Origin of the sequence: Nostoc sp., from assembly GCF_036917775.1 — a bacterium.
Taxonomy (GTDB): domain Bacteria; phylum Cyanobacteriota; class Cyanobacteriia; order Cyanobacteriales; family Nostocaceae; genus Nostoc.
On the sequence record NZ_JBALEQ010000082.1, the window covers coordinates 19,534 to 42,949 of the forward strand.

A 23,416-nucleotide genomic window follows, 5' to 3' on the forward strand; every position below is an offset into this window, starting at 1 on the left:
TCACTAAATAAATTTCCAGTTTTAATTAGGTTAACTACATATAACTAAATTATTGTTAATCATATCTCACAAGCAATAGGATGATGCCAACGAAGTGTTAGATTTATGGAAAAAGGGTATTTTTGATTAAGAAGATATAGTTAATTAATTATAATTATTAAAAATTGGACAATAAAAGGGATCTAAGAACTGATGCAATTAAATAAATTTAGTGAAATTATAGCAAATTCAAGTAATAAAAATTATAGATACAAAGAAATAGAAGCTGCTATTCGGTCGAGTTTATATGTAGATGATTGTGTAGTAGTAGAGAGACAAACAAAAGATTTTAAAAGGGAGTTAGTTGCATATATAGTTCCATCAGGCTTATCTACGGCAGAACAATTGCTATCTCATTTGCAAAAAATTTTGCCTAATGAACGAATACCAAAGGCGATCGCATTAGTATCCACCATCCCCTTGAAAGATACAGGGCAGGTAGACGAGGCTACTCTATCTAGTTTAGAAGTTATTGACTCTGGCCTAACACGTCACATAGAAGAGCAATTACAGTCATTATCAGCAATTGAGCGTGTTACAGTAGTTGCCGAACCAAGAGTTAGAAGTATTCCTCCTGTACATTTAGAAGATTTACTGGGTGAAACTCAATTATTCACCTCTGAAAATAACCAGCAAGAATTACAAGTAACCGCACCTAATCAACAGATTAAAAAAAGTAGCTTGCCCTCTTCAAAAAAACTAGCTATTAGTTATGGTGAGCCTTTACAATTACCTCAAAATGCTCCTAAAACTTTAGCACAAGTACTAAAGCAAGCTGCTGAATGTTCGACTAGAGGTATTATTTATATTCAACCTGATGGCAGCGAAAAAGTTCAATCTTATAAAGAATTATGGCAGAATGCCCAACAAATTTTAGCCGGATTGAGAAAACTAGGGCTAAAACCTCAAGATAAAGTAATTTTTCAACTAGAAGATAATCAAGATTTTATCTGTGCTTTTTGGGGTTGTGTGTTAGGTGGATTTGTTCCAGTACCAATATCTATTGCCCCAACTTACGAGCAAGTCAATAGTACTATCAGCAAGCTGCAAAACACTTGGCAGATGTTAGAGAAACCGCTTGTACTGACAAGTACTTCGTTAGCTCCTAAGATTTGTAGTTTATCAAAGCTTTTAAATTTAAAAAGCTTTCAAGTTGAGTCTATTGACCATCTACGGGAATGCAAACCGGACTCTAATTGGCATTCCAGCCAGCCAGAGGATTTAGCAATTTTGCTTTTGACTTCTGGAAGTACGGGAACACCCAAAGCTGTTATGCAAAGTCATGGCAGTTTAATTAATTGTTGTGTTGGCATTGCTGCGATGAACGGTTTTACCCCAGAAGATGTCTGGTTGCATTGGGTTCCCCTAGATCATGTTGGGGGAATAGTGATGTGCCACATTAAAAGTGTCTATCTTGGTTGCCAGCAAATTCACGCTCCTACACAATTAGTTTTGCAAGAACCAACAAGGTGGTTAGATTGGATTTCTTTCTATAGAGCCACAATTACCTGGGCACCTAATTTCGCCTATGGGTTGATCAATGAGCAAATAGAAAAGCTAAAAACTCAGGCGAATTCTACGTGGGATTTATCTTCCATGCGATTCATAATCAATGGAGGTGAAGCGATCGCAGCCAAAACAGCAAGAAGATTTTTGCAGTTATTAGAACCATTTCATTTATCCACCACAGCCATACATCCAGCATGGGGAATGTCTGAAACATCTTCAGGCGTTACCTATTCTGACAGCTTTTTATTGGATGCAATTACAGACAAGCAAAAATTTGTGGAAGTGGGCGCACCTATTCCTGGTTTTGCTATGCGAATTGTCGATGACCAAAACCAAGTAGTTGAAGAACAAACAATTGGACAACTACAAGTCAAAGGTGCTTCTGTAACTTCTGGTTACTATCAAAATTCCCAAGCAAATCAAGAAGCTTTTACAAGCGATGGTTGGTTTAATACTGGAGATTTAGGATTTCTTGATCGAGGGCGTTTAACTATTACTGGAAGACAGAAAGATGTCATTATCATTAATGGACTGAACTATTACTGTCACGAAATTGAGGCGGCTGTTGAAGAAATTCCGGGAGTAGAAGTTTCTTACACAGCAGCTTGCGGAGTGAGACAACCAGAAATAAATACCGATAAACTAGCTATCTTTTTCAATACTGCTCTGACTGATGATGCGAGTTTACTAGCTCTCATTAAGGAAATTCGTATTGCTGTTGTCAACAAGGTGGGAGTAAACCCAGATTATTTAATTCCAGTAAATAAAGAAATTATTCCTAAAACCGCCATTGGTAAAATCCAACGCTCTCAACTGAGTCAGCGTTTTAATAAAGGTGAGTTTATATCAATTATTAAACGAATTGACATATTACTGGCTAATGCCAATACTATTCCTGATTGGTTCTACCGCCAAGTATGGCGGACTAAATCTCCTATTACTTTTAATTCATCTTTAAATATTATTAATTACACTCTAGTATTTCTAGATCCTTTCGGCTTGGGGACATATTTATGTCAAATATTGTCTGAACGTAATCTGCCATATATTGCTGTTTCCCTTGGAGAAGACTTCCGTAAAATTAATCGTTCAAGCTATACAATTAATCCAGATAAAACTAAAAGTTACCAACTATTACTTGAATCTCTAGCAGCAGATAATATTATTATTGGGCAAATTCTTCACCTATGGACTTATGACAAGTATATTGGCGAAGTCACAAGCCTGAATGCTATTGAACAAGCACAAAAATATGGAATATATAGTTTATTGTTCCTAGTTAAAGCTTTAGCCAAAGTTCAGGGTGATAATAATCTAGTTCAATTATTATTTGTTTCTTCTCATCTTCAATCTATTGCCTCAGATAGCCCAGTAGCTTACGAAAAATCACCAGTATTAGGCTTGTTAAAAACCATTTCCCAAGAACTAACAGATTTCAACTGTCGGCACATTGATTTGCCTTTTGCTGGAGTTAAAGAAAATGGGAATTATATCTTACAAGAAATGCAAGTTTCCTCAAAAGAACGTGAGGTAGCTTACAGAAATGGGCAGCGTTTCGTTCCTCGTTTAGAAAAAGTTGATTTAACAAAGGAACCATTATCATCAATTACTTTCAAGCAAGAAGGAACTTATTTAATTGCCGGAGGATTTGGTGGTATAGGTATTGAAATTGTACGTTATTTGCTGAAAAATTATCAATCTAGATTACTACTGGTTGGCAGAAATCCTCTACCGCAAAAACATACATGGCATGAGGCGGAAGGCGATACTGCAAAACGCTTGGCAGCGTATCAGGAATTAGAACAACTTGGTGGCGAGATAATTTACGAAGCTGTTGATATTTGCGATTTAAAACAGTTGCAGATAATAGTTGAAAAAGCTAAATCTCGATGGGGAAAGAACCTTGATGGAATACTTCATTTAGCTGGAACTTTTCACGAGCAACTTGTAGTTGAAGAAACTCAGGAGAATTTAGCAGCAGTACTGCGTTCTAAAGTGTTGGGTGCTTGGGTATTGCATCAATTAGTGAAAGATAATCACGACACTATTTTTATCAATTTCTCTTCAGTATACGGATTGTTTGGAAGTATCGCTGTTGGGGCTTATGCAGCTGCTAATAGTTTCCTTAACTGCTTTTCTCATTACCAAAATTCCCATAGTAAATTAGCCAGCTATTGTTTGAGTTGGAGTATGTGGGATGACATAGGCATGAGTCAAGGAAAAGGATATCAGATGAAAAATCTGCTCCGTGCCAAAGGCTACTGTGTGATGTCTTCTTCCCAAGCAATATCTTCAATGCTTGCCAGCTTACAACGTCAGCCAACGCATCTATTGATAGGTTTGGATGGTAGCAACCAAAACATTCAACGTTTGCAGTCGTCAACTTTTAATTTACAGAAGTTAACTGCGTACTTTACTACCAATAGTAACGAGGTTTTTAAACTAGCAGATTTACAATTGCAAGACAGGTTTGGAACTTCTTGCACCTGCAATCTAGTAAAAGTACCCGAAATACCTTGTCTAGAAAACGGCGAAATCGATCGCGCTAGGCTCATTAGGGAAATTAACTCTCAAGAAATTAGGGAAAGGATAGAACCACGCAATGAGGTAGAACTCAAAATTGCTCAATGTTGGCAAGACGTGATGCCAGTTCCACTATTAGGCATTCACGACAACTTTTTTGAGTTGGGAGGAAATTCTCTACTAGCTACTCAAGTGGTGTCTCGGATAAACTTGGCTTTCCAGACTTCTTTACCCGTACAGTCTTTATTTAGATCGCCAACAATTGCCTCCTTGAGTGAGGCGATCGCAACTCAACTTCAAACTGGTTCGGGTTTAATACTTCCAGCGATCGCACCCTTTACTAGGAACGCAGATATCCCTCTGTCTTGGGCGCAGGAACGCCTGTGGTTTCTGCATCAATTGGAAGGTGAAAGTGGAGCCTACACAATACCTTTCGCTGTGCGTTTAGTCGGAAATCTCAACATTCAGGCTTTAAAAGAAGCGTTCCAGAAGATTGTGCAGCGTCATGAAGTTTTGCGTACTTGCTTCCAGGTTAAGGATAACAAGCCATTACAGGTAATAGCGTCTAATGTCAGCATAACTTTACCAGTGGTGGATCTCCAAAATGTAGCAGAACCTTGGCAACAAGTAGAGCAACAGGCAGTCAAAGAAGCCTACAAACCATTTGATTTGACGAAAGATCCTGTGTTACGGGTGAAGATATGGCAAGTTGCGAAGGATGAGTATGTAATCCTGTTTGCCATTCACCATATTGCTGCTGATGGTTGGTCAAAAGGTGTTTTGATCCGTGAAGTGTCTGCCCATTATCGGGCCATTACTACAGGTAGCTCTGTTGCTTTACCAGAATTACCAGTACAGTATGCTGACTTTACCTTATGGCAACGCCAATGGCTAACCCAGAAAGTACTAGAGCGTCAGTTAACCTACTGGAAGCAAAAGTTAGCAGGAGCGCCATCTGTATTAGAACTACCTACAGACCACCCCCGTCCAGCTATCCAGACTTTTCGAGGAGGAATAGAGCGATTTCAAATAGATAGCAAACTGACTTCTACTTTGAGACAGTTAAGCCAAGATTCAGGCGGCACTTTGTTTATGACACTGCTGGCTGGTTTTGTTGTATTACTATCTCGCTACACTGGACAAACGGATCTTGTAGTCGGTTCGCCAATTGCCAATCGCAATCGTCAAGAAACAGAAGGGTTAATTGGATTTTTTGTCAATACTCTGGCACTGAGATTCAATCTTTCTCAAGAAGCGACCTTTCAAGCTTTATTAGAGCAGGTGCGGCAAGTTACTCAAAACGCTTATGACAATCAAGATTTGCCCTTCGAGATGTTAGTCGAAGAATTGCACCTTGAGCGTAACTTAGACCGCAACCCACTGGTGCAAGTGATGTTTGCCCTGCAAAATGCTCCGGTTGACCCTTGGGATTTGCCTGGTTTAAAAGTAGAAGATATGCCTTGGGGACTTAATGGAGTGCGGTTTGACATAGAAGTTCACTTCTTTGAAGTTCCCAAAGGTCTGGAAGGGATTTGCTATTACAGCAGCGATTTATTTGATGCACAGACAATCGCCCGCATGATGCAGCATTTCCAAAATTTATTAGCGGCCATTGTCAGCAATCCAGAGCAACCAGTTAATGAATTGTCGCTACTGACAGCACAAGAAAAGCAGCAATTGTTAATAGAGTGGAACAACACCTATACCAATTATCCCAGTAACCAATGTATCCATCAGTTATTTACAGCCCAAGTTGAAAGGACTCCTGATGCAGTCGCCGTAGTGTTTGGAGAACAACAACTTACCTATCGGGAGTTGAATATACAGGCAAATCAATTAGCACATTATCTGCAAAAACTAGGTGTAAAACCAGGCGTGCTAGTAGGTATTTGTATTGAACGTTCTGTATCTATGGTTGTCGGGTTATTGGCAATTCTCAAGGCAGGTGGAGCGTATGTGCCTTTGGATACAGAATATCCTAAAGAGCGTTTAACTTTTATAGTAGAAGATACGCAGTTATCGGTGCTGTTGACAACAGAGAAATTAGCTGATGGAATTCCGAAACATCAAGGGTGTGTTGTTTGCTTTGATACCGATGCAGCAGCGATCGCTCAAGAAAGTCAGCAAAGCCCCACAGCCCAAGTCACATCTGACGATCTCGCTTATGTCATCTACACTTCCGGTTCAACTGGTCAACCCAAAGGAGTTGCGGTAACTCATCGAGCCGTAAACCGCTTGGTGCTGAACACAAACTACATCAACATAGAATCAACAGATGTCATTGCACAGGCGGCAAATTGCGCCTTTGACGCTGCCACTTTCGAGATTTGGGGAGCATTACTCAACGGTGCGCGGTTAGTAGGAGTGAGTAAAGAGTTGTCACTTTCGCCCAGAAATTTAGCCGCCTTTTTGCGATCGCAAGGCATCAGCGTGTTATTCTTAACAACTGCTTTATTCAATCAAATTGCTCAGGAAGTCCCCTCTGCTTTCAGTTCGCTAAAGCATCTTTTATTTGGTGGCGAAGCAGTCGATCCCAAATGGGTAAAAGAAGTGCTGAAAAACGGTGCGCCGCAGCGACTACTGCACGTTTACGGGCCGACAGAAAATACAACCTTCACTTCCTGGTACTTGGTGGAAGAAGTCAGTGAAAATGCGACAACTATTCCCATCGGACAACCAATTTCCAACACCCAAATCTATGTGTTAGATTCCCAACTTCAGCCAGTGGGCATTGGTGTACCCGGAGAACTGTACATTGGGGGAGATGGTCTAGCAAAAGAATACCTTAACCGTAAGGATTTAACAAAAGAGAAATTTATACCCAATCCTTTTAATGAGGCAGGAGGCAGCACCTCGGCTTCGCTCGGCGACCAGAGGCAGAAGGCAGGAGTTTACAAGACTGGCGATCGCCTCTACAAAACTGGGGATAAAGTACGTTACCTGAGTGATGGCAATATTGAATTTCTCGGTCGTATAGATTATCAGGTGAAAATTCGCGGTTTCCGTATCGAACTGGGAGAAATTGAAACCGTTTTAAGTCAACACCCCTTAGTCCAAGAGAGTGTTGTAGTAGTTAGAGAAGACACCCCTGGTGATACTTGTACTGAGCATTCGCGCAGCGTCTCCGACAGGAGAAGCCGAAGTAAACGTCTGGTAGCTTACTTAGTTCCTGCGCTTCATAGTCAAACTTTACCCCAGCAGGTTGCTCAATGGCAGAGTGAGTACGTGAATGATTGGCTAACGCTCTACGAACAACTATATAATCAAGCATCCGCAGATGACGTAACATTTAATATTGCTGGTTGGAATAGTTCGTACACCAAGCAACCAATCCCAGAGTGGGAAATGCAGGAGTGGGTTGAAAATACAACGAGCCGCATTCAAGCAAACTTGCCACAGCGTGTATTAGAAATTGGTTGTGGGACAGGGTTATTGCTATCGCGCATTGCCAAAAACTGCCAACAGTATTGGGGAACTGATTATTCCATCGCCGCCATACAGCACGTTGAGCAAGTATGCAGCACGGTTGAGGGTTTAAATCATGTGCAACTGCGGCATCAAATGGCAGATAACTTTGAAGGTATTCCTCAAGGAGACTTTGACACTGTAGTTTTGAACTCAATCGTGCAGTATTTCCCCAGCGTTGAGTATCTGTTACAAGTAATTGAAGGTGCGATCGCAGCAATTGGCGATCGGGGAACGCTATTTGTCGGGGATGTCCGCAGCTTGCCTCTGTTGGAACCATACCATGCAGCCGTCCAGTTGTTCCAAGCAGAGTCAAACAAAACGATTGAGCAATGGCAGCAGCAAGTACATTATAGTGTCGCTATTGAAGAAGAATTAGTCATCGATCCGGGTTTCTTCATTGCCCTCCAGACACGCTTTCCCCAGATTAGTTGGGTAGAGATTCAGCCCAAGCGCGGTAACAGCCTCAATGAGTTAACGCAATTCCGTTATGATGTTACCCTCCATATCGGTACTGATGTTCGAGGCACAGTAGCTCCTTGGTTAAATTGGCAACTAGATAAGCTTTCGTTCGCCCAAATTCAAAATTACTTGCAACAAGAAAAGCCAGAACTGTTGGGAATCAGGCGCGTGCCTAATCAACGAGTACAGCAAGCACTAGAGATTTGTCAATGGTTAGAAAATCCCCCAGGCGTGGCGACAGTCGAGCAACTGCGTCAACTACTAGCACAACAGCCAACAGTTGGGATCAATCCAGAGCAGTTTTACCAGTTGGGGCAGCAACTCGGCTACACTGTTCACCCCAGTTGCTGGGAGAGTAGCCAGGATGGTTGCTATGATGTTGTGTTCTGCCGCAACCAAGCACATCGCGCAATTGCTTTCTGGAATAATTCAGCCGTCACTACCAAATCCTGGACTGATTACACTAACAACCCTCTACATGGTAAGTTAGCCCAAAAGCTAGTACCTTTAGTACGCGAATTTCTTCAACAAAAGCTACCAGATTACATGGTGCCGCAAGCTTTTGTCCTCCTCAATGCCCTGCCTTTAACACCCAATGGCAAGGTAGATCGCCGCGCTTTGCCAACACCTGATACAGCTAATAGAAATCTTTCTACTGGCTTTGTTTTACCTCGTACCCCCATAGAAGCCCAACTCGCGCAAATTTGGAGCGAAGTCTTAAGAGTTGAACGCATTGGCGTTAAGGACAACTTCTTTGAACTTGGGGGTCATTCCCTACTAGCTACCCAAGTATTGTCAGAAATCAACTCAGTCTTTGGGTTGAACTTATCTATACAGACGATATTTGAATCTCCCACAGTAGCCGGGATAGCAGCGTACATAGAAATCGTAGATTTAATAACACAAGATTTATCAGTTAAAGAAGTTAGCAGTGAGGTAGTGGAGTTTTAAGCATGACTAACAGCATTGTTGAATTCATTCGTCAACTGACTAGCTTGAATATTGAACTAGAAGCCGATGGCGATCGCTTGCGTTGTCATGCACCTGAAGGTGTTTTAACTCCAACACTGCGGCAGGAAATAGCTGCGCGTAAAAAAGAAATTATGCTGTTTTTACAGCAAGCAAAGCAAGTTAAAACTGCTCCTCAATTGTCGATTCAACCAGTGCCACGGGACGGTGAACTACCGCTATCTTTTGCCCAGCAACGTCTCTGGTTTCTACACGAGCTTTCACCCGATAGTCGCTCTTATAATATGCTGCTGATTTTGCGGCTAGAAGGGTCGCTGAATATAGTTGCGCTACAGCAGAGTTTGAGCGAACTTGTGCGTCGCCATGAGATTTTAAGAACAACTTTCCCCGCAGTAGACGGGAAACCTATCCAAGTAATTGCTCCTCCAACCGAGTTCACTTTACCAGTCTATGATTTGCAAGGTTTATCAGCCCTTGAACAAACTGCACAGATTCGGCAAATAGTGGAGTCAGTTGCATCCAAGGCTTTCGATTTGGCTGTTGGGCCATTAGTAGAATTCACTTTACTCCAACTGAGCGATCGCGAGCATATACTGCTGTTGAAGATGCACCACATTATCTACGATGGCTGGTCTTTGGAAATCTTCAACCGTGAGTTATCTCAGTTATACACAGCTTTTTCTCAAGGATTGCCCAATTCACTACCCGAATTACCCATCCAATACGCTGACTTTGCCTTTTGGCAACGTCAGTGGCTAGCAGGCGAAGTTCTAGAACGCCAACTGACTTACTGGCAAAAACAGTTAGCGGGTGTCTCTGGTGTGCTAGAACTGCCTACCGATAAACCACGACCCCCAGTTCAGACCTTCCGAGGTGGAGTTGCGCGTTTTCAACTTGATCGCAACCTCACCCAACGCCTCAAACAGTTGAGCCAGCAGTCAGACGCAACGTTATTCATGACTCTACTGGCAGCGTTTTTAGTCTTACTTTCTCGTTATAGCGGTCAATCAGATATTGTTGTTGGCTCTCCCATCGCCAACCGCAACAGTCCCCAACTCAAGAATTTAATGGGTTTTTTTGCCAATACCTTAGCATTAAGGGGCGATCTCTCTGGAAACCCAAGCTTTACTGACTTCTTAACGCAAGTACGGCAGACAACTTTATCAGCATACACCCATCAGGATTTACCTTTTGAGATGTTGGTAGAAAAGTTACAGCCAGGACGAGATTTGAGCCGTAACCCTCTGGTACAGGTGATGTTTGCTCTCCAGGATGCCTCACTATCTTTTGGTGATTTGCCTGGTTTAACCATCGAGAACATCTCTTTGCCAATTGATGAAATGGTCAAATTTGACCTGGATGTGGGTTACTGGGAAGTTGCAGGCGGTTTGGAGGGCGTTTGGTCTTATAATACTGATTTATTTGATGCGAGTACAATTAGTCGCATAGCGCAACATTTTCAAACTTTACTCCAAGCAATTGTTGCTAATCCCACTGCGCGAGTTGCAGAATTACCACTGTTGAGTCCACCAGAGCGTCATCAATTATTGGTGGAATGGAACAATACTCAAGCAGATTATCGCCAGGATAAATGTATTCATCAGTTATTTGAGGAGCAAGTTAAACGCACCCCTGATGCTGTAGCAGTTGTATTTGAGAATGAACAACTGACTTATCAGCAATTGAATACTCGCGCTAATCAGTTGGCGCACCACCTCAAGTCTTTGGGAGTAAAAGCCGATTTACTGGTCGGTTTGTGTGTAGAGCGTTCTTTAGAGATGGTAATAGGGCTACTGGGGATTCTCAAAGCAGGTGGGGCATACCTACCACTTGACCCAGACTATCCCACTGAGCGTTTGAGCTTCATGCTAGAAGATGCTCAAGTTTCAGTGCTATTAACCCAACAGCAATTAGTAAAATCTCTGCTCAAACATCAGGCGTGTGTTGTTTGCTTAGATACAGACTGGCATACAATAGCTCAAAATCACCATTCCAACCTAGACAATACAACAACACCCGATAACCTGGCTTATGTTATCTACACTTCTGGTTCCACAGGTAAGCCTAAAGGTGTTTTAGTCAATCACAGTAATGTAACTCGTCTGTTTGCAGCTACAGATGCTTGGTATAAATTCAATTCTGATGATGTGTGGACAATGTTCCACTCTTATGCTTTTGACTTTTCTGTGTGGGAAATTTGGGGTGCATTGCTGTATGGTGGAAAACTAATAGTAGTGCCTTATTTAGTGACGCGATCGCCCAAATCTTTCTACAATTTATTATGTCAAGAAAAAGTCACAGTCCTCAATCAAACACCTTCAGCCTTCCGCCAGTTAATTCAAGCAGAACAGTCAATTACATTTCCCCCTGCCTCCTCATTAAGCTTACGTTTAGTCATCTTCGGTGGTGAAGCTTTAGAAATCAACAGTTTGCAACCTTGGTTTGAGCGACACGGCGACCAAATGCCCCAATTAGTGAATATGTACGGGATTACAGAAACTACCGTACACGTTACCTATCGCCCTTTGAGTAAAGCTGATTTGCACAGCACGGCAAGTGTAATAGGTCGTCCAATACCAGATTTGCAGGTGTATGTACTAGACGAACATCAACAGCCAGTACCAATTGGTGTTCCTGGCGAGATGTATGTTGGTGGTGGTGGGGTAGCGCGTGGTTATTTGAACCGTTCCGAATTGACACAACAACGGTTTATCTCTCATCCTTTTAGTAATAACCCTCAAGCGCGACTATACAAAACAGGGGATAAAGCCCGGTATTTACCTAATGGCGAGTTAGAGTATTTAGGACGCATCGATAATCAAGTCAAGATTCGTGGTTTCCGTATTGAGTTGGGCGAAATTGAGGCATTACTAGCTTCTCATCCGGCGGTGTGGGAAAGTGTGGTGATTGTCCGAGAAGATGAACCGGGCGATAAACGTTTAGTTGCTTACGTAGTGCCGCAGGTAGAAAAATCTCCTACAGTCGCAGAAGTGCGTCAGTTTCTCAAGGATAAGCTACCAGAGTACATGATGCCAAGTGCTTTGGTACTGCTGGAATCGTTACCTTTAACTCCCAACGGGAAAGTAGACCATCGTGCCTTACCAAAACCAGAATTAGACAGCACACTGCGAGAATTGTATGTTGCCCCACGCACACCTACCGAGGAAATACTGGTACAAATTTGGGCGCAAGTGTTGAAAGTAGAGCAAGTGGGTATTCATGATAACTTTTTTGAACTTGGGGGACACTCATTACTAGCAACGCAACTAGTTTCACGCATCCGCAATGTTTTCAAAGTAGAATTACCATTGCGTGAGTTGTTTGCTACAGCGACAGTTGCACAGTTGGCACAAGTGATTGGGCAATTGCAACACCAAGACTTAGAACTGTCTGCACCACCCATATTCAAGAGGGCGGAGAATGCAGACTTACCATTGTCTTATGCTCAACAGCGTTTGTGGTTTTTAGACCAGTTAAACCCGAACAGCGCCTTCTACAACATACCTACAGCTTTGCGTCTAGTAGGAAAAATTAATCAAACTGCCTTACAACAAAGCTTAGTTGAAATTATTCATCGCCACGAAGCCTTACATACCAACTTCATCGCAGTTGATGGAAAACCAACTCAAATAATTCAACAACAGACGAATTGGACAGTCTCAATTGTTGACTTGAAGGATTTACCCTTAACCGAACAAGAAATAGTCACACAGCAATTAGCTAAACAACAAGCTATACAACCGTTTGACCTAGTAAAGGGCGCATTAGTCAGAGTCACATTAGTAGTGCTGTCCGAGACAGAACACGTTTTATTGGTGTGTATGCACCATATTGTCTCTGATGGCTGGTCAATGGGTGTGTTTATTCAAGAACTAGCGGCACTATACAATGCTTATTCAATAGGTCAGCCATCACCATTAACACCACTGCCAATTCAGTACGCAGATTTTGCCTTATGGCAAAGACAGTGGTTGCAAAGGGATGTACTCCAAAGTCAACTAAGTTACTGGCAACAGCAACTCGCCGATGCACCAGCTTTATTATCGCTGCCTACAGACAGACCAAGGCCAGCTGTACAGACTGACAACGGGGCATATCAAGAGTTTGCACTTTCACAGAAGCTCACTGGTGAACTAACACAACTGAGTCAGCAACAAGGTTGTACCCTCTTTATGACACTGTTGGCAGCCTTTGATACTCTACTTTATCGCTACACAGGGCAAGAAGATATATTGGTGGGTTCGCCAATTGCTAATCGCGATCGCTCTGAGATAGAAGGGTTAATTGGCTTTTTTGTCAACACTTTAGTCATGCGTACTAACTTGGCTGGTAATCCCACTTTTAGCGAATTGCTGACTCATGTTCGAGAAGTAGCATTGTCCGCGTATGCTCATCAGCATTTACCTTTTGAAATGCTGGTGGAAGCATTGCAGCCAGAAAGGGATCTTAGCTATACACCACTGTTCCAAGTAATGTTTGTCCTTCAGAATGCACCCATATCTGGAATAGAACTGAGTGGGCTAAGTGTCAGTTCATTCCCAATGAAAGGTGCAAATTCAAGGTTTGATTTAACCTTAATCATGCAAAACAGTCCTACTGGACTGATAGGAGTGTGGGAGTACAACACTGACTTGTTCGATGCTAGTACTATTGAGCGAATGACTGGTCATTTTGTGACATTGCTTGAAGGTATTATTACTACCCCAGAACAGCGAATTTCTCAATTGCCACTGCTAACACAACTGGAACAACAACAGTTACTTGTCGAGTGGAACGATACAGAAGTTGATTATCCACTTCATAAGTGCATCCATCAATTATTTGAGGAACAGGTCGAACTGACACCAGATGCAGTAGCAGTGGAGTATGAAAATCAACAGCTTACTTACAAGCAATTAAACTACCGTGCTAACCAGTTGGCGCACTACTTGCGGTCTTTGGGCGTGGGAGCCGATGTCCTAGTTGGGTTGTGTGTCGAGCGTTCTTTAGAGATGGTCATAGGATTACTGGGGATTCTCAAAGCGGGTGGAGCTTATGTTCCAATTGACCCAGAGTATCCGAGCGATCGCTTGAGTTTTATTTTAGAAGATACTCAAGTTGAAGTTTTACTGACTCAACAGCGAGTTATTGATAGATTGCCCCCAAATCAAGCAAAACTTCACTTCGGCTGCGCTCAGTACAAGGTTTGCTTAGATACTGACGCTGAATTAATTTCCCAGTGCAGCACAGACAACCTAATTTCCGGCGTACAACCTAATAACTTAGTTTATATAATTTATACCTCTGGTTCTACAGGCAAACCAAAAGGCATAGCAATGAGTCAGCTTGCCCTTTGTAATCATATCTTGTGGCATCGGGACAATCTGAAAATTTCTCGTGGAGCAAAAACCCTACAATTTGCATCGATTAGCTTTGATGTCTCCTTCCAAGAAATCTTCACTACCTGGTGTTCTGGCGGTACATTGTTCTTAATAACTGAGGAATTACGCCACGATACCTCAAACTTGTTAAGTTTTCTCCAAGAAAAAGCAATTCAAAGAATGTTTCTCCCGGTTGTGGGCTTACAGCAATTAGCGGAATTTGCTATTAGTAATGAATTAGTGAATACTCATTTGCGAGAAATCATTACTTCTGGGGATCAGTTACGAATTACTGGGGCGATTTATGAGTGGTTAGGTAAACTCAATGATTGTACATTGCACAATCAGTATGGGCCATCTGAAAGCCATTTAGCCACCAGTTTTACTTTACCCAATTCAGTAGAAACTTGGCCGCTACTACCTCCCATTGGACGACCGATTTCCAACACGCAAATTTACATCTTAGATAAATATTTACAACCTGTACCCGTGGGTGTAACAGGAGAAGTATACATTGCTGGTGTACTTTTAGCCCAAGGCTACTTGAACCGACCCCAGTTAACACAAGAGAAATTTATTCCCAACCCCTTCGGAAAAGGCAGGGGAGCAGGGAGCAGGGAGCAGGGGGAGAACTCAGCACGGGCTAAACGCCCCGCTACCGCTAACAGCACTCAGCACGGGCTGAACGCCCCGCTACCGCTAACAGCACTTTTATATAAAACAGGGGACTTAGCACGTTATTTACCGGACGGTAAGCTCGAATCTTTAGGACGTATTGACAATCAAGTTAAAATTCGCGGCTTCCGCATTGAGTTGGGCGAAGTTGAAGCAGTATTGGGACAACTGGATGATGTACGAGCATCTTGTGCAATTGTTCGTGAAGATATCCCAGGTGATAAACGCCTAGTCGCTTACATAGTACCGCAGCCAGAGCAGACTTGTACTGAGGGACTCGTGCCGAGCAAAGCCGAGGTAAGTCGAAGTACACTCTCTGTAAGCGTTGTGCGTAGCTTCCTCAAGGAGAAGTTACCAGACTACATGGTGCCAAGTGCAATAATTATCTTAGATGCTCTACCGATTACCCCCAACGGAAAATTAGACCGCCGGGCATTACCCGCACCTGATTTACACAGCCAATTATCAGATAAATATGTTGCTCCACGTAACCCAATTGAAGAAATCTTGGCACTGATTTGGGCGCAAGTGCTAAAAGTAGAGCTTGTAGGCATTCATGATAATTTCTTTGAACTTGGCGGACACTCGTTACTAGCAACGCAATTAGTTTCTCGTGTGCGTAACAGCTTGAAAGTAGAACTACCATTGCGGAGTTTATTTGCTGCGCCTACGGTTGCCGAATTGTCCCAAACTATTCAACAGTTGCAACAGCAGGATTTAGAACTGTCTGTACCACCCATCTTGCCAAGGGTAAGGGATGCTCAATTACCACTGTCTTATGCCCAAACACGGCTATGGTTTTTAGACAAGTTAAATCCGAACAGTGCTTTCTACAACATACCCATAGCTTTACGTCTAGTTGGCACTCTTAAAGTTGCAGCCCTAGAACAAAGTTTGTATGAAATCATTCATCGCCATGAAGCTTTACGCACTAACTTCATCACAGTTGATGGAGAACCAGTACAGATTATTAGGGAGCAAGTAGGGAGCAGGGAGCAGGGAGCAGGGAGCAGGGAGCAGGGGGCAGGGAGTAGGGGGCAGGAAATAGGAAAAACTTTCGACTCACTAGCATCTACATCTTGGATTGTATCAGTTGTTGATTTAAAGCATTTATATACAACTGAGCAAGAAATTGCTTTGCAGCAATTAGCACAACAACAAGCGCAACAACCCTTTAATTTAGCAACTGAAGCATTAATCAGGGCAACATTAGTCGTATTGTCCGAGACAGAACACGCTTTATTAGTGTGTATACATCACATTGTCTTTGATGGTTGGTCAATGGGTGTATTTGTTCAAGAATTAGCAGTGTTGTACAACGCTTATTCTCAAGGTCAACTCCCATCGTTAAAACCACTCCCGATTCAGTACGCAGATTTTGCAATTTGGCAACGATGCTGGTTCCAAGGAGATGTATTACAAAGTCAACTCTCGTACTGGCAACAACAATTAAAAGATGCACCGACTTTCTTATCGTTACCTACAGATCGACCTAGACCAGCATTGCAGACTGACAACGGGGCATATCAACAGTTTGAACTCTCGGTTGAGTTAACTAATAGATTGGTACAACTGAGCCAAGAGCAAGGAGTAACGCTGTTTATGACGCTGTTGGCAGCATACAATACGCTGCTTTACCGCTACACAGGTACAGAAGACATTTTGGTAGGGACACCAATTGCTAACCGCGATCGCAGTGAAATTGAAGGGTTAATTGGCTTTTTTGTCAACTCTTTAGTCATGCGTTCTAACTTGGCAGGCAATCCTAGTTTTAGCGAATTACTCGGTCGCGTGAGAGAAGTAGCTTTGGGTGCGTATGCTCATCAGAATTTGCCTTTTGAAATGTTGGTAGAGGCATTGCAGCCAGAACGGGATCTCAGCCATACACCACTGTTTCAGGTAATGTTTGTCCTCCAGAATGCGCCCACATCACAAGTAGAACTAACCGGGCTAAGTGTCAGCCCATTACCAATAGAAGGTGCGTCTTCAAGGTTTGATTTAACTTTAATCATGCAGAACAATTGCACTTCTGCTGAGGCTTCGCCAACAACTACGCTCAGTACAAGCACTGGACTAATAGGGGTGTGGGACTACAACACTGATTTGTTTGATGCTAGTACCATTGAGCGCATGACTGGTCATTTTGTAACGTTGCTTGAAGGAATTGTAACTAATCCAGAGGAGCGCATTTCTCAAATGCCACTGCTGACAGCAGTTGAACAGCAGCAGTTATTGGTGGATTGGAATAATACATGGTTGGACTACCCTGAAGATCAGTGTATCCATCAATTATTTGAGCAACAAGTTGAGCGTACACCAGATGCTGTGGCGGTGGTGTTTGTAGACGAGCGTAGCGAAGCTTCTCGCAGAGTAAATCAACAACTGACTTATCAGCAATTAAATTGTCGCGCTAACTCTTTAGCTCATTCCTTACGCTCATTGGGTGTAAAACCAGATACTTTAGTGGGTATTTGTGTAGAGCGTTCTTTAGAAATGGTAGTGGGACTACTGGGTATTCTCAAAACAGGTGGTGCATATCTGCCACTTGACCCAGAATATCCACCTGAACGCCTGAGCTTCATGTTAGAAGATGCTCAAGTTTCATTACTGTTAACTCAGCAGCGACTCGTTGATAAACTTCCTCCAAATCAAGCAAAAGTTGTCTGTTTAGATAAAACTTGGTCAGAAATTGCCCAATACAATCAAGATAATCCAAACAGTGGTGTAATAGCCTTTCATCTAGCAAATGTTATTTACACCTCTGGCTCAACAGGTAGACCTAAAGGTGTGATGGTTGAGCATAAAGGACTGTGTAACTTAGCTCAAGCTCAGATTCAAACTTTTGGCTTAACTTCAAATAGTCGCGTTCTCCAGTTTGCCTCATTGAGTTTTGACGCTTCGATTTGGGAATTTATCATGGCTTTTGGCTCAGGTGGAACGCTATATATAGGAACCAAAGACTCGCTATTGCCAGGAAAGCGATTGATTGAGCGATTACGCGATTATGCGATTACCCATATCACCCTACCACCATCGGCGTTAGCGGTAATGCCACCAGAGGAACTGCCAGCACTGCAAACAATCATTATCGCTGGCGAAGCTTGTCCTGCGGAATTAGTTAAGCAATGGTCTGTGGGGAGAAACTTCTTCAATGCCTACGGGCCAACGGAAGCTACTGTGTGTGCCACGATTAGCAAATGCACCTCTGAAGATGAGAAAATCACTATAGGGAGAGCGATCGCTAATACCCAAGTTTACATCTTAGACAAAAATCTACAACCAGTTCCCGTAGGCGTGCCAGGAGAGTTACACATCGGTGGTGTAGGGTTGGCAAGAGGCTACCTCAACCGAAGAGAACTCACGCAGGAAAGATTTATCAAAAACCCCTTCGGTTCTGGTCGCATCTATAAAACTGGAGATTTAGCGCGTTATTTGCCAGATGGAAACATTGAATACTTAGAACGCATTGATAATCAGGTAAAAATTCGGGGCTTCCGCATTGAATTGGCAGAAATTGAAACATTACTAGAGCAACATAGTGATATACAGAACTGTTGTGTTATTGCTCATGAACAAACTGGGGGTAACAAACGCTTAATTGGTTATGTCGTACCACAAAAAGATATAACACCCACAACAGAGGAACTGCGCCAGTTTCTTGCTGATAAACTGCCTGGGTATATGTTGCCAACTGCTTTTGTAATACTAGAGTCCCTACCTCTGACACCTAACGGGAAAGTAGACCGTCGCGCTTTGCCTGCTCCAGATTTACAACAGGAACTATCAGAATATGTAATGCCAAATACAGAAGCAGAAAAAATCATTGCTGAGATTTGGCAAAAAGCTTTAAAAGTAGAAAAAGTAGGGATTTACAATAATTTCTTTGAACTAGGAGGTCATTCGTTACTACTAGTAAAAATTAATCAGCAATTGCAAGAGAAATTTGGTTTAGAATTGTCAATAGTTGAGATGTTTAATTATCCAAATATACATAGCTTAAGCCAATATTTAAGTAGTAAAATTCAAAAAGTAGATACATCAAAACAAAATAGCTCTCGTCCGCAATCTTCAAATGAAAGTAAAGCTTTCAGAAATCAACAATTACAACTGAGACAGCAGTATCTTTCTCAAAGAAAAGGTAGAAAATGACTATATATTCAGTTAATAATAATGAATTTAATAATTCTGAAATAGCAATAATTGCTGTTGCTGGTAGATTTCCTGGAGCAAAAGATGTTGAATCATTTTGGCAGAATTTGCGAGACGGTGTAGAATCTATATCCTGGCTAACGGATGAAGAATTAATAAACTCTGGTGTTTCTGTTGATTTGCTGAGTCATCCTAATTATGTCAAAGCTAATGCTGTTTTATCAGACATTGAATTGTTTGATGCAAATTTCTTTGGTTATAGTGCCAAAGAAGCAGAGTTAATAGATCCACAACAACGCCTATTTTTAGAATTAGCGTGGGAAGCAATAGAAAAAGCTGGTTACGATCCGTATACCTATAATGGGTTAATAGGGGTTTATGGTGGTGTGGGGATGAATAGGTATTTCCTTAACAACCTCTACAATAATCATCAATTAATAGAAACAGTTGACCCTTTTCAGTTAGCAATTTCCAGCGATAAAGATTTCTTACCAACACGAGTTGCATATAAACTCAATTTGACTGGCACAGCAGTAAATGTGCAAACTGCTTGTTCTACTTCTTTAGTTGCTGTTCATTTAGCTTGCCAAAGCCTCTTAAATTGTGAATGTGATATGGCTTTAGCTGGTGGAGTTTCTATCAATATTCCCCAAAAAATAGGTTATTTGTATCAAGAGGGAATGATTCTGTCTCCTGATGGACACTGCCGCGCTTTTGATGCTAAGGCACAAGGAACTGTTGGTGGTAGCGGTGCTGGAATTGTGGTATTGAAAAGATTAAAGGATGCAATAAGCGATCGCGACCATATTCATGCAATTATTAAAGGCTCGGCAAGCAATAATGATGGTGCAATAAAAGTCGGCTACACTGCTCCTAGTATTAGTGGTCAAGCAGCAGTAATTGGCGAAGCTCAAACTTTAGCTGGTGTAGATGCCGAAACAATTTCCTACATCGAAGCTCATGGCACAGCCACACCTTTAGGCGACCCGATTGAAATTGCCGCTTTAACTCAAGCTTTTAATCAAACTACCGATAAAAAAGGTTTCTGCGCTATTGGTTCGCTAAAAACCAACTTAGGACATTTGGATACAGCAGCAGGTGTCGCAGGTTTGATTAAGACTGTATTAGCACTGCAACATAAAATGCTGCCTCCGAGTTTGCACTTCGAGACACCTAATCCCAAAATTGATTTTGCCAACAGTCCTTTTTACGTTAATACATCTCTGACTGAATGGAAAACTGATAACATTCCTCGCCGTGCTGGGGTTAGTTCCTTTGGTATGGGGGGTACTAATGCTCATGTCATTTTAGAAGAAGCACCTGTTTTTGGGCAGGGGGCAGGGAGCAGGGAGCAGGGGAGAAATTATCACTTGTTGTGTCTGTCGGCTAAAACTGCGAGTGCGCTTGAAAAGGCGACAGCTAATTTAGTCACCCATTTAAAAGAGCATCCTGAGCTTAATTTAGGCGATGTAGCTTATACCCTCAATAGTGGTCGCCGGGGTTTTAATTACCGACGAATGTTAATTTGTCAAGACTTAGAAGATGCTGTTGAAGCTCTTGGTATTTTAGAAGCAAAACAAGTTTTTACCAATTATACAGAGATTACAGAACGGTCTGTTGTCTTTATGTTTCCCGGTCAAGGTTCTCAGTATGTTAATATGGCACGGGAAATTTACGAAACTGAGACACTATTTAAAGAACAAGTTGATTATTGCTCAGAAATTCTTGAACCTCTACTAGGGCTAGATTTACGTCATATTCTTTATCCCAGCGAATCAAATATTGATGAGGTATCAAAACAAATTCAACAAACTGCCGTTGCCCAACCTGCTATTTTTGTAATTGAATACGCCCTAGCTAAATTATGGCAGTCTTGGGGAGTGGAACCACAAGCTGCGATCGGTCATAGTATAGGCGAGTATGTAGCCGCAACTCTCGCAGAAGTTTTCTCTTTAGAAGATGCCTTATCTCTGGTAGCAGCACGTGGACAGATGATGCAACAACTGCCCACAGGTGCAATGCTTTCAATTCCCTTGTCCGCAGACAAAGTAAAATCTCTGTTAGGGTCAGAACTCTCTGTTGCTGCAATTAATCAACCTTCACAGTGTGTAGTTTCCGGTTCCATCGCAGCAATAGATTCACTACAAAATCAGCTTGCTGCTCAAGGAATTGAATCTCGTCGTCTGCATACTTCCCATGCGTTCCATTCACAGATGATGGAACCAATCTTAGAGGCATTTGCAGAGCAAGTTAAAAAAGTTACTTTAAATCCCCCAAAACTTCCTTATATCTCCAACCTAACTGGTACTTGGATTACAGCTACCCAAACTACAAATCCTGACTACTACGCTCAACATCTGCGTTCTACAGTGCTGTTTGCCTCTGGTATGGAGAAATTATTAGCAACACCAGAGCAAGTTTTACTAGAAGTAGGGCCAGGACATACATTAACTACATTAACCAAAAGGCATCCAGACAAAACAGCTGCACAAACAGTGTTGACTTCGGTACGCCATCCTCAAGAAAAGCAATCTGATAGTCATGTTTTATTCAACACATTAGGTCAACTCTGGCTAGCTGGAGTCAAGATAGATTGGTTTGGATTTTATAGGCAGGATGAGTATTATCGTCTTCCCTTACCTACTTATCCCTTTGAACGCCAACGTTATTGGATTGACCCTCCACAAAAAGCGGCTTGGGGACAGTTACAAACTTTACCCACAACATCGCAATTGTGGACATCGCTCTTACAAGCAGGTCAAAAGCAAGCAAACACTAGAAATGCAGAACTCGACGAGTTAACATATCAAGAGAACAGACAATGGTTGGATCGTTTATGTACAGCCTATATCAACTCTGCATTTCAGCAATTAGGCGCTTTTAGCAATCCAGAAGAACAGTATTCTTTAGAGAATTTATTGGATAAATACAATATTTCTCCCCGCTATCAGCAATTGTTATCTCGATGGTTGCAAATATTAGTTGAGCAAAATCAACTCCAGCAACATGAGGGGCTATTTACTCGGCTAGTGCCATGTTCTCAAGATTATATTCATGAATATTTAGAACAAGTTAGAACGAGATTTGCTGGTTCATCTTTAGTAGATTTAGATTTAGTGCAATGCTGTGGTGAAAATTTAGCTGGTATTGTTGTTGGCGAACAAGAACCACTAGAAATTTTCAATGAACAGGTTTACCAAAAAGAAAACAACGGTTCATATTCTGAATCTTCTTTAATTACTTACTACAACTCTATCTTGCGCTCAAGCTTAGAACAGGTAGTTAAGTCATTGCCATCATCGGTTCATCTGAGAGTTCTAGAAATTGGTGCGGGTACTGGTGTAACTACACAAGCATTATTACCTGTGTTGCCACCCCAACAAACCAACTATACTTTTACTGATATTGGTAGCGGCTTTCTCACTCAAGCCAAACAAAAGTTTCAGGATTATCCATTTGTTGAATATCAATTACTAGACATAGATAAGTCGCCAACCCAGCAAGGGTTTGAAAAGTATAGCTTTGATGTAATAATAGCCTCTAATGTGTTACACGCAACTAAAAACTTAGATCAAATCCTCCAGAATGTACGGTCTTTATTAGCTCCTGGCGGCTTCCTTTTAGTATGGGAAATAACTCAGCCGAAAATAGATTTTGATATTAGTTGGGGTCTGCTGTTGAAACCTTTAGATGATAAAAGACGCAATCCAGGTCAGCCTTTTATCATTTTAGAGCAGTGGTTTGAAGCACTACGCGCTCAAGACTTTGTTCAAGTTGCCGCTTTTCCTGAAACTGAAGCGCTTGAGCATCAGATTATTATGGCTCAAGCTTCTGCATCAGCCGCATTTAGCACCAAATCTGGGCAAAAGAATACTGAACAAAAATCAGAGATTTCATTACAAAGAAAGCCGGATGTTTTTCACCAAGAAAACCTATCTGCACTTCACTCCAGACCTAATTTGTCAAATTTATATATAGCTCCCCGGAATGAAATTGAGCAAAAAATTGCCGATATTTGGCAAGAATTATTAGGAATTAAACAGGTAGGAATTCATGATAACTTTTTTGAATTAGGAGGAGATTCTTTAATAGCTGTTCAAGTTCTGTCTAGATTAAGAAACACTTTTTCTATTAAATTATCTGTAGCAAATTTGTTTGAATCTACTACAATAGTTGAAATAGCAGCAAAGCTAGAAAAACAATTAGAGCCAGATATCAACTTAGTTGAGATTGATAGAGAAGAAATAGCAATTTGAATAACAATT

The 23,416-nt window shown here is 41.8% G+C and carries 3 protein-coding genes; all 3 read left to right on the top strand.

What is annotated here, in order from left to right; genetic code table 11:
• Nucleotides 1-192: 192 nt before the first annotated feature.
• Genes V7K69_RS15230 through V7K69_RS15240 form a run of 3 tightly spaced genes read left to right on the top strand, consistent with a single transcriptional unit; the run spans nt 193 to nt 23,407 of the window.
• Nucleotides 193-8,949, top strand: coding sequence for an amino acid adenylation domain-containing protein (locus V7K69_RS15230; protein WP_335035720.1), 8,757 nt, complete (start codon nt 193-195; stop codon nt 8,947-8,949).
• A gap of 2 nt (nt 8,950-8,951) precedes the next feature.
• Nucleotides 8,952-19,151 carry an amino acid adenylation domain-containing protein gene (locus V7K69_RS15235; RefSeq protein WP_335035722.1) on the top strand — a complete coding sequence of 3,400 codons (10,200 nt, stop codon included), beginning with the start codon at nt 8,952-8,954 and terminating at the stop codon, nt 19,149-19,151.
• Nucleotides 19,148-23,407, top strand: coding sequence for a beta-ketoacyl synthase N-terminal-like domain-containing protein (locus tag V7K69_RS15240; protein ID WP_335035724.1), 4,260 nt, complete (start codon nt 19,148-19,150; stop codon nt 23,405-23,407). The genes V7K69_RS15235 and V7K69_RS15240 overlap by 4 nt, the downstream gene beginning before the upstream one ends.
• Nucleotides 23,408-23,416 lie beyond the last annotated feature (9 nt).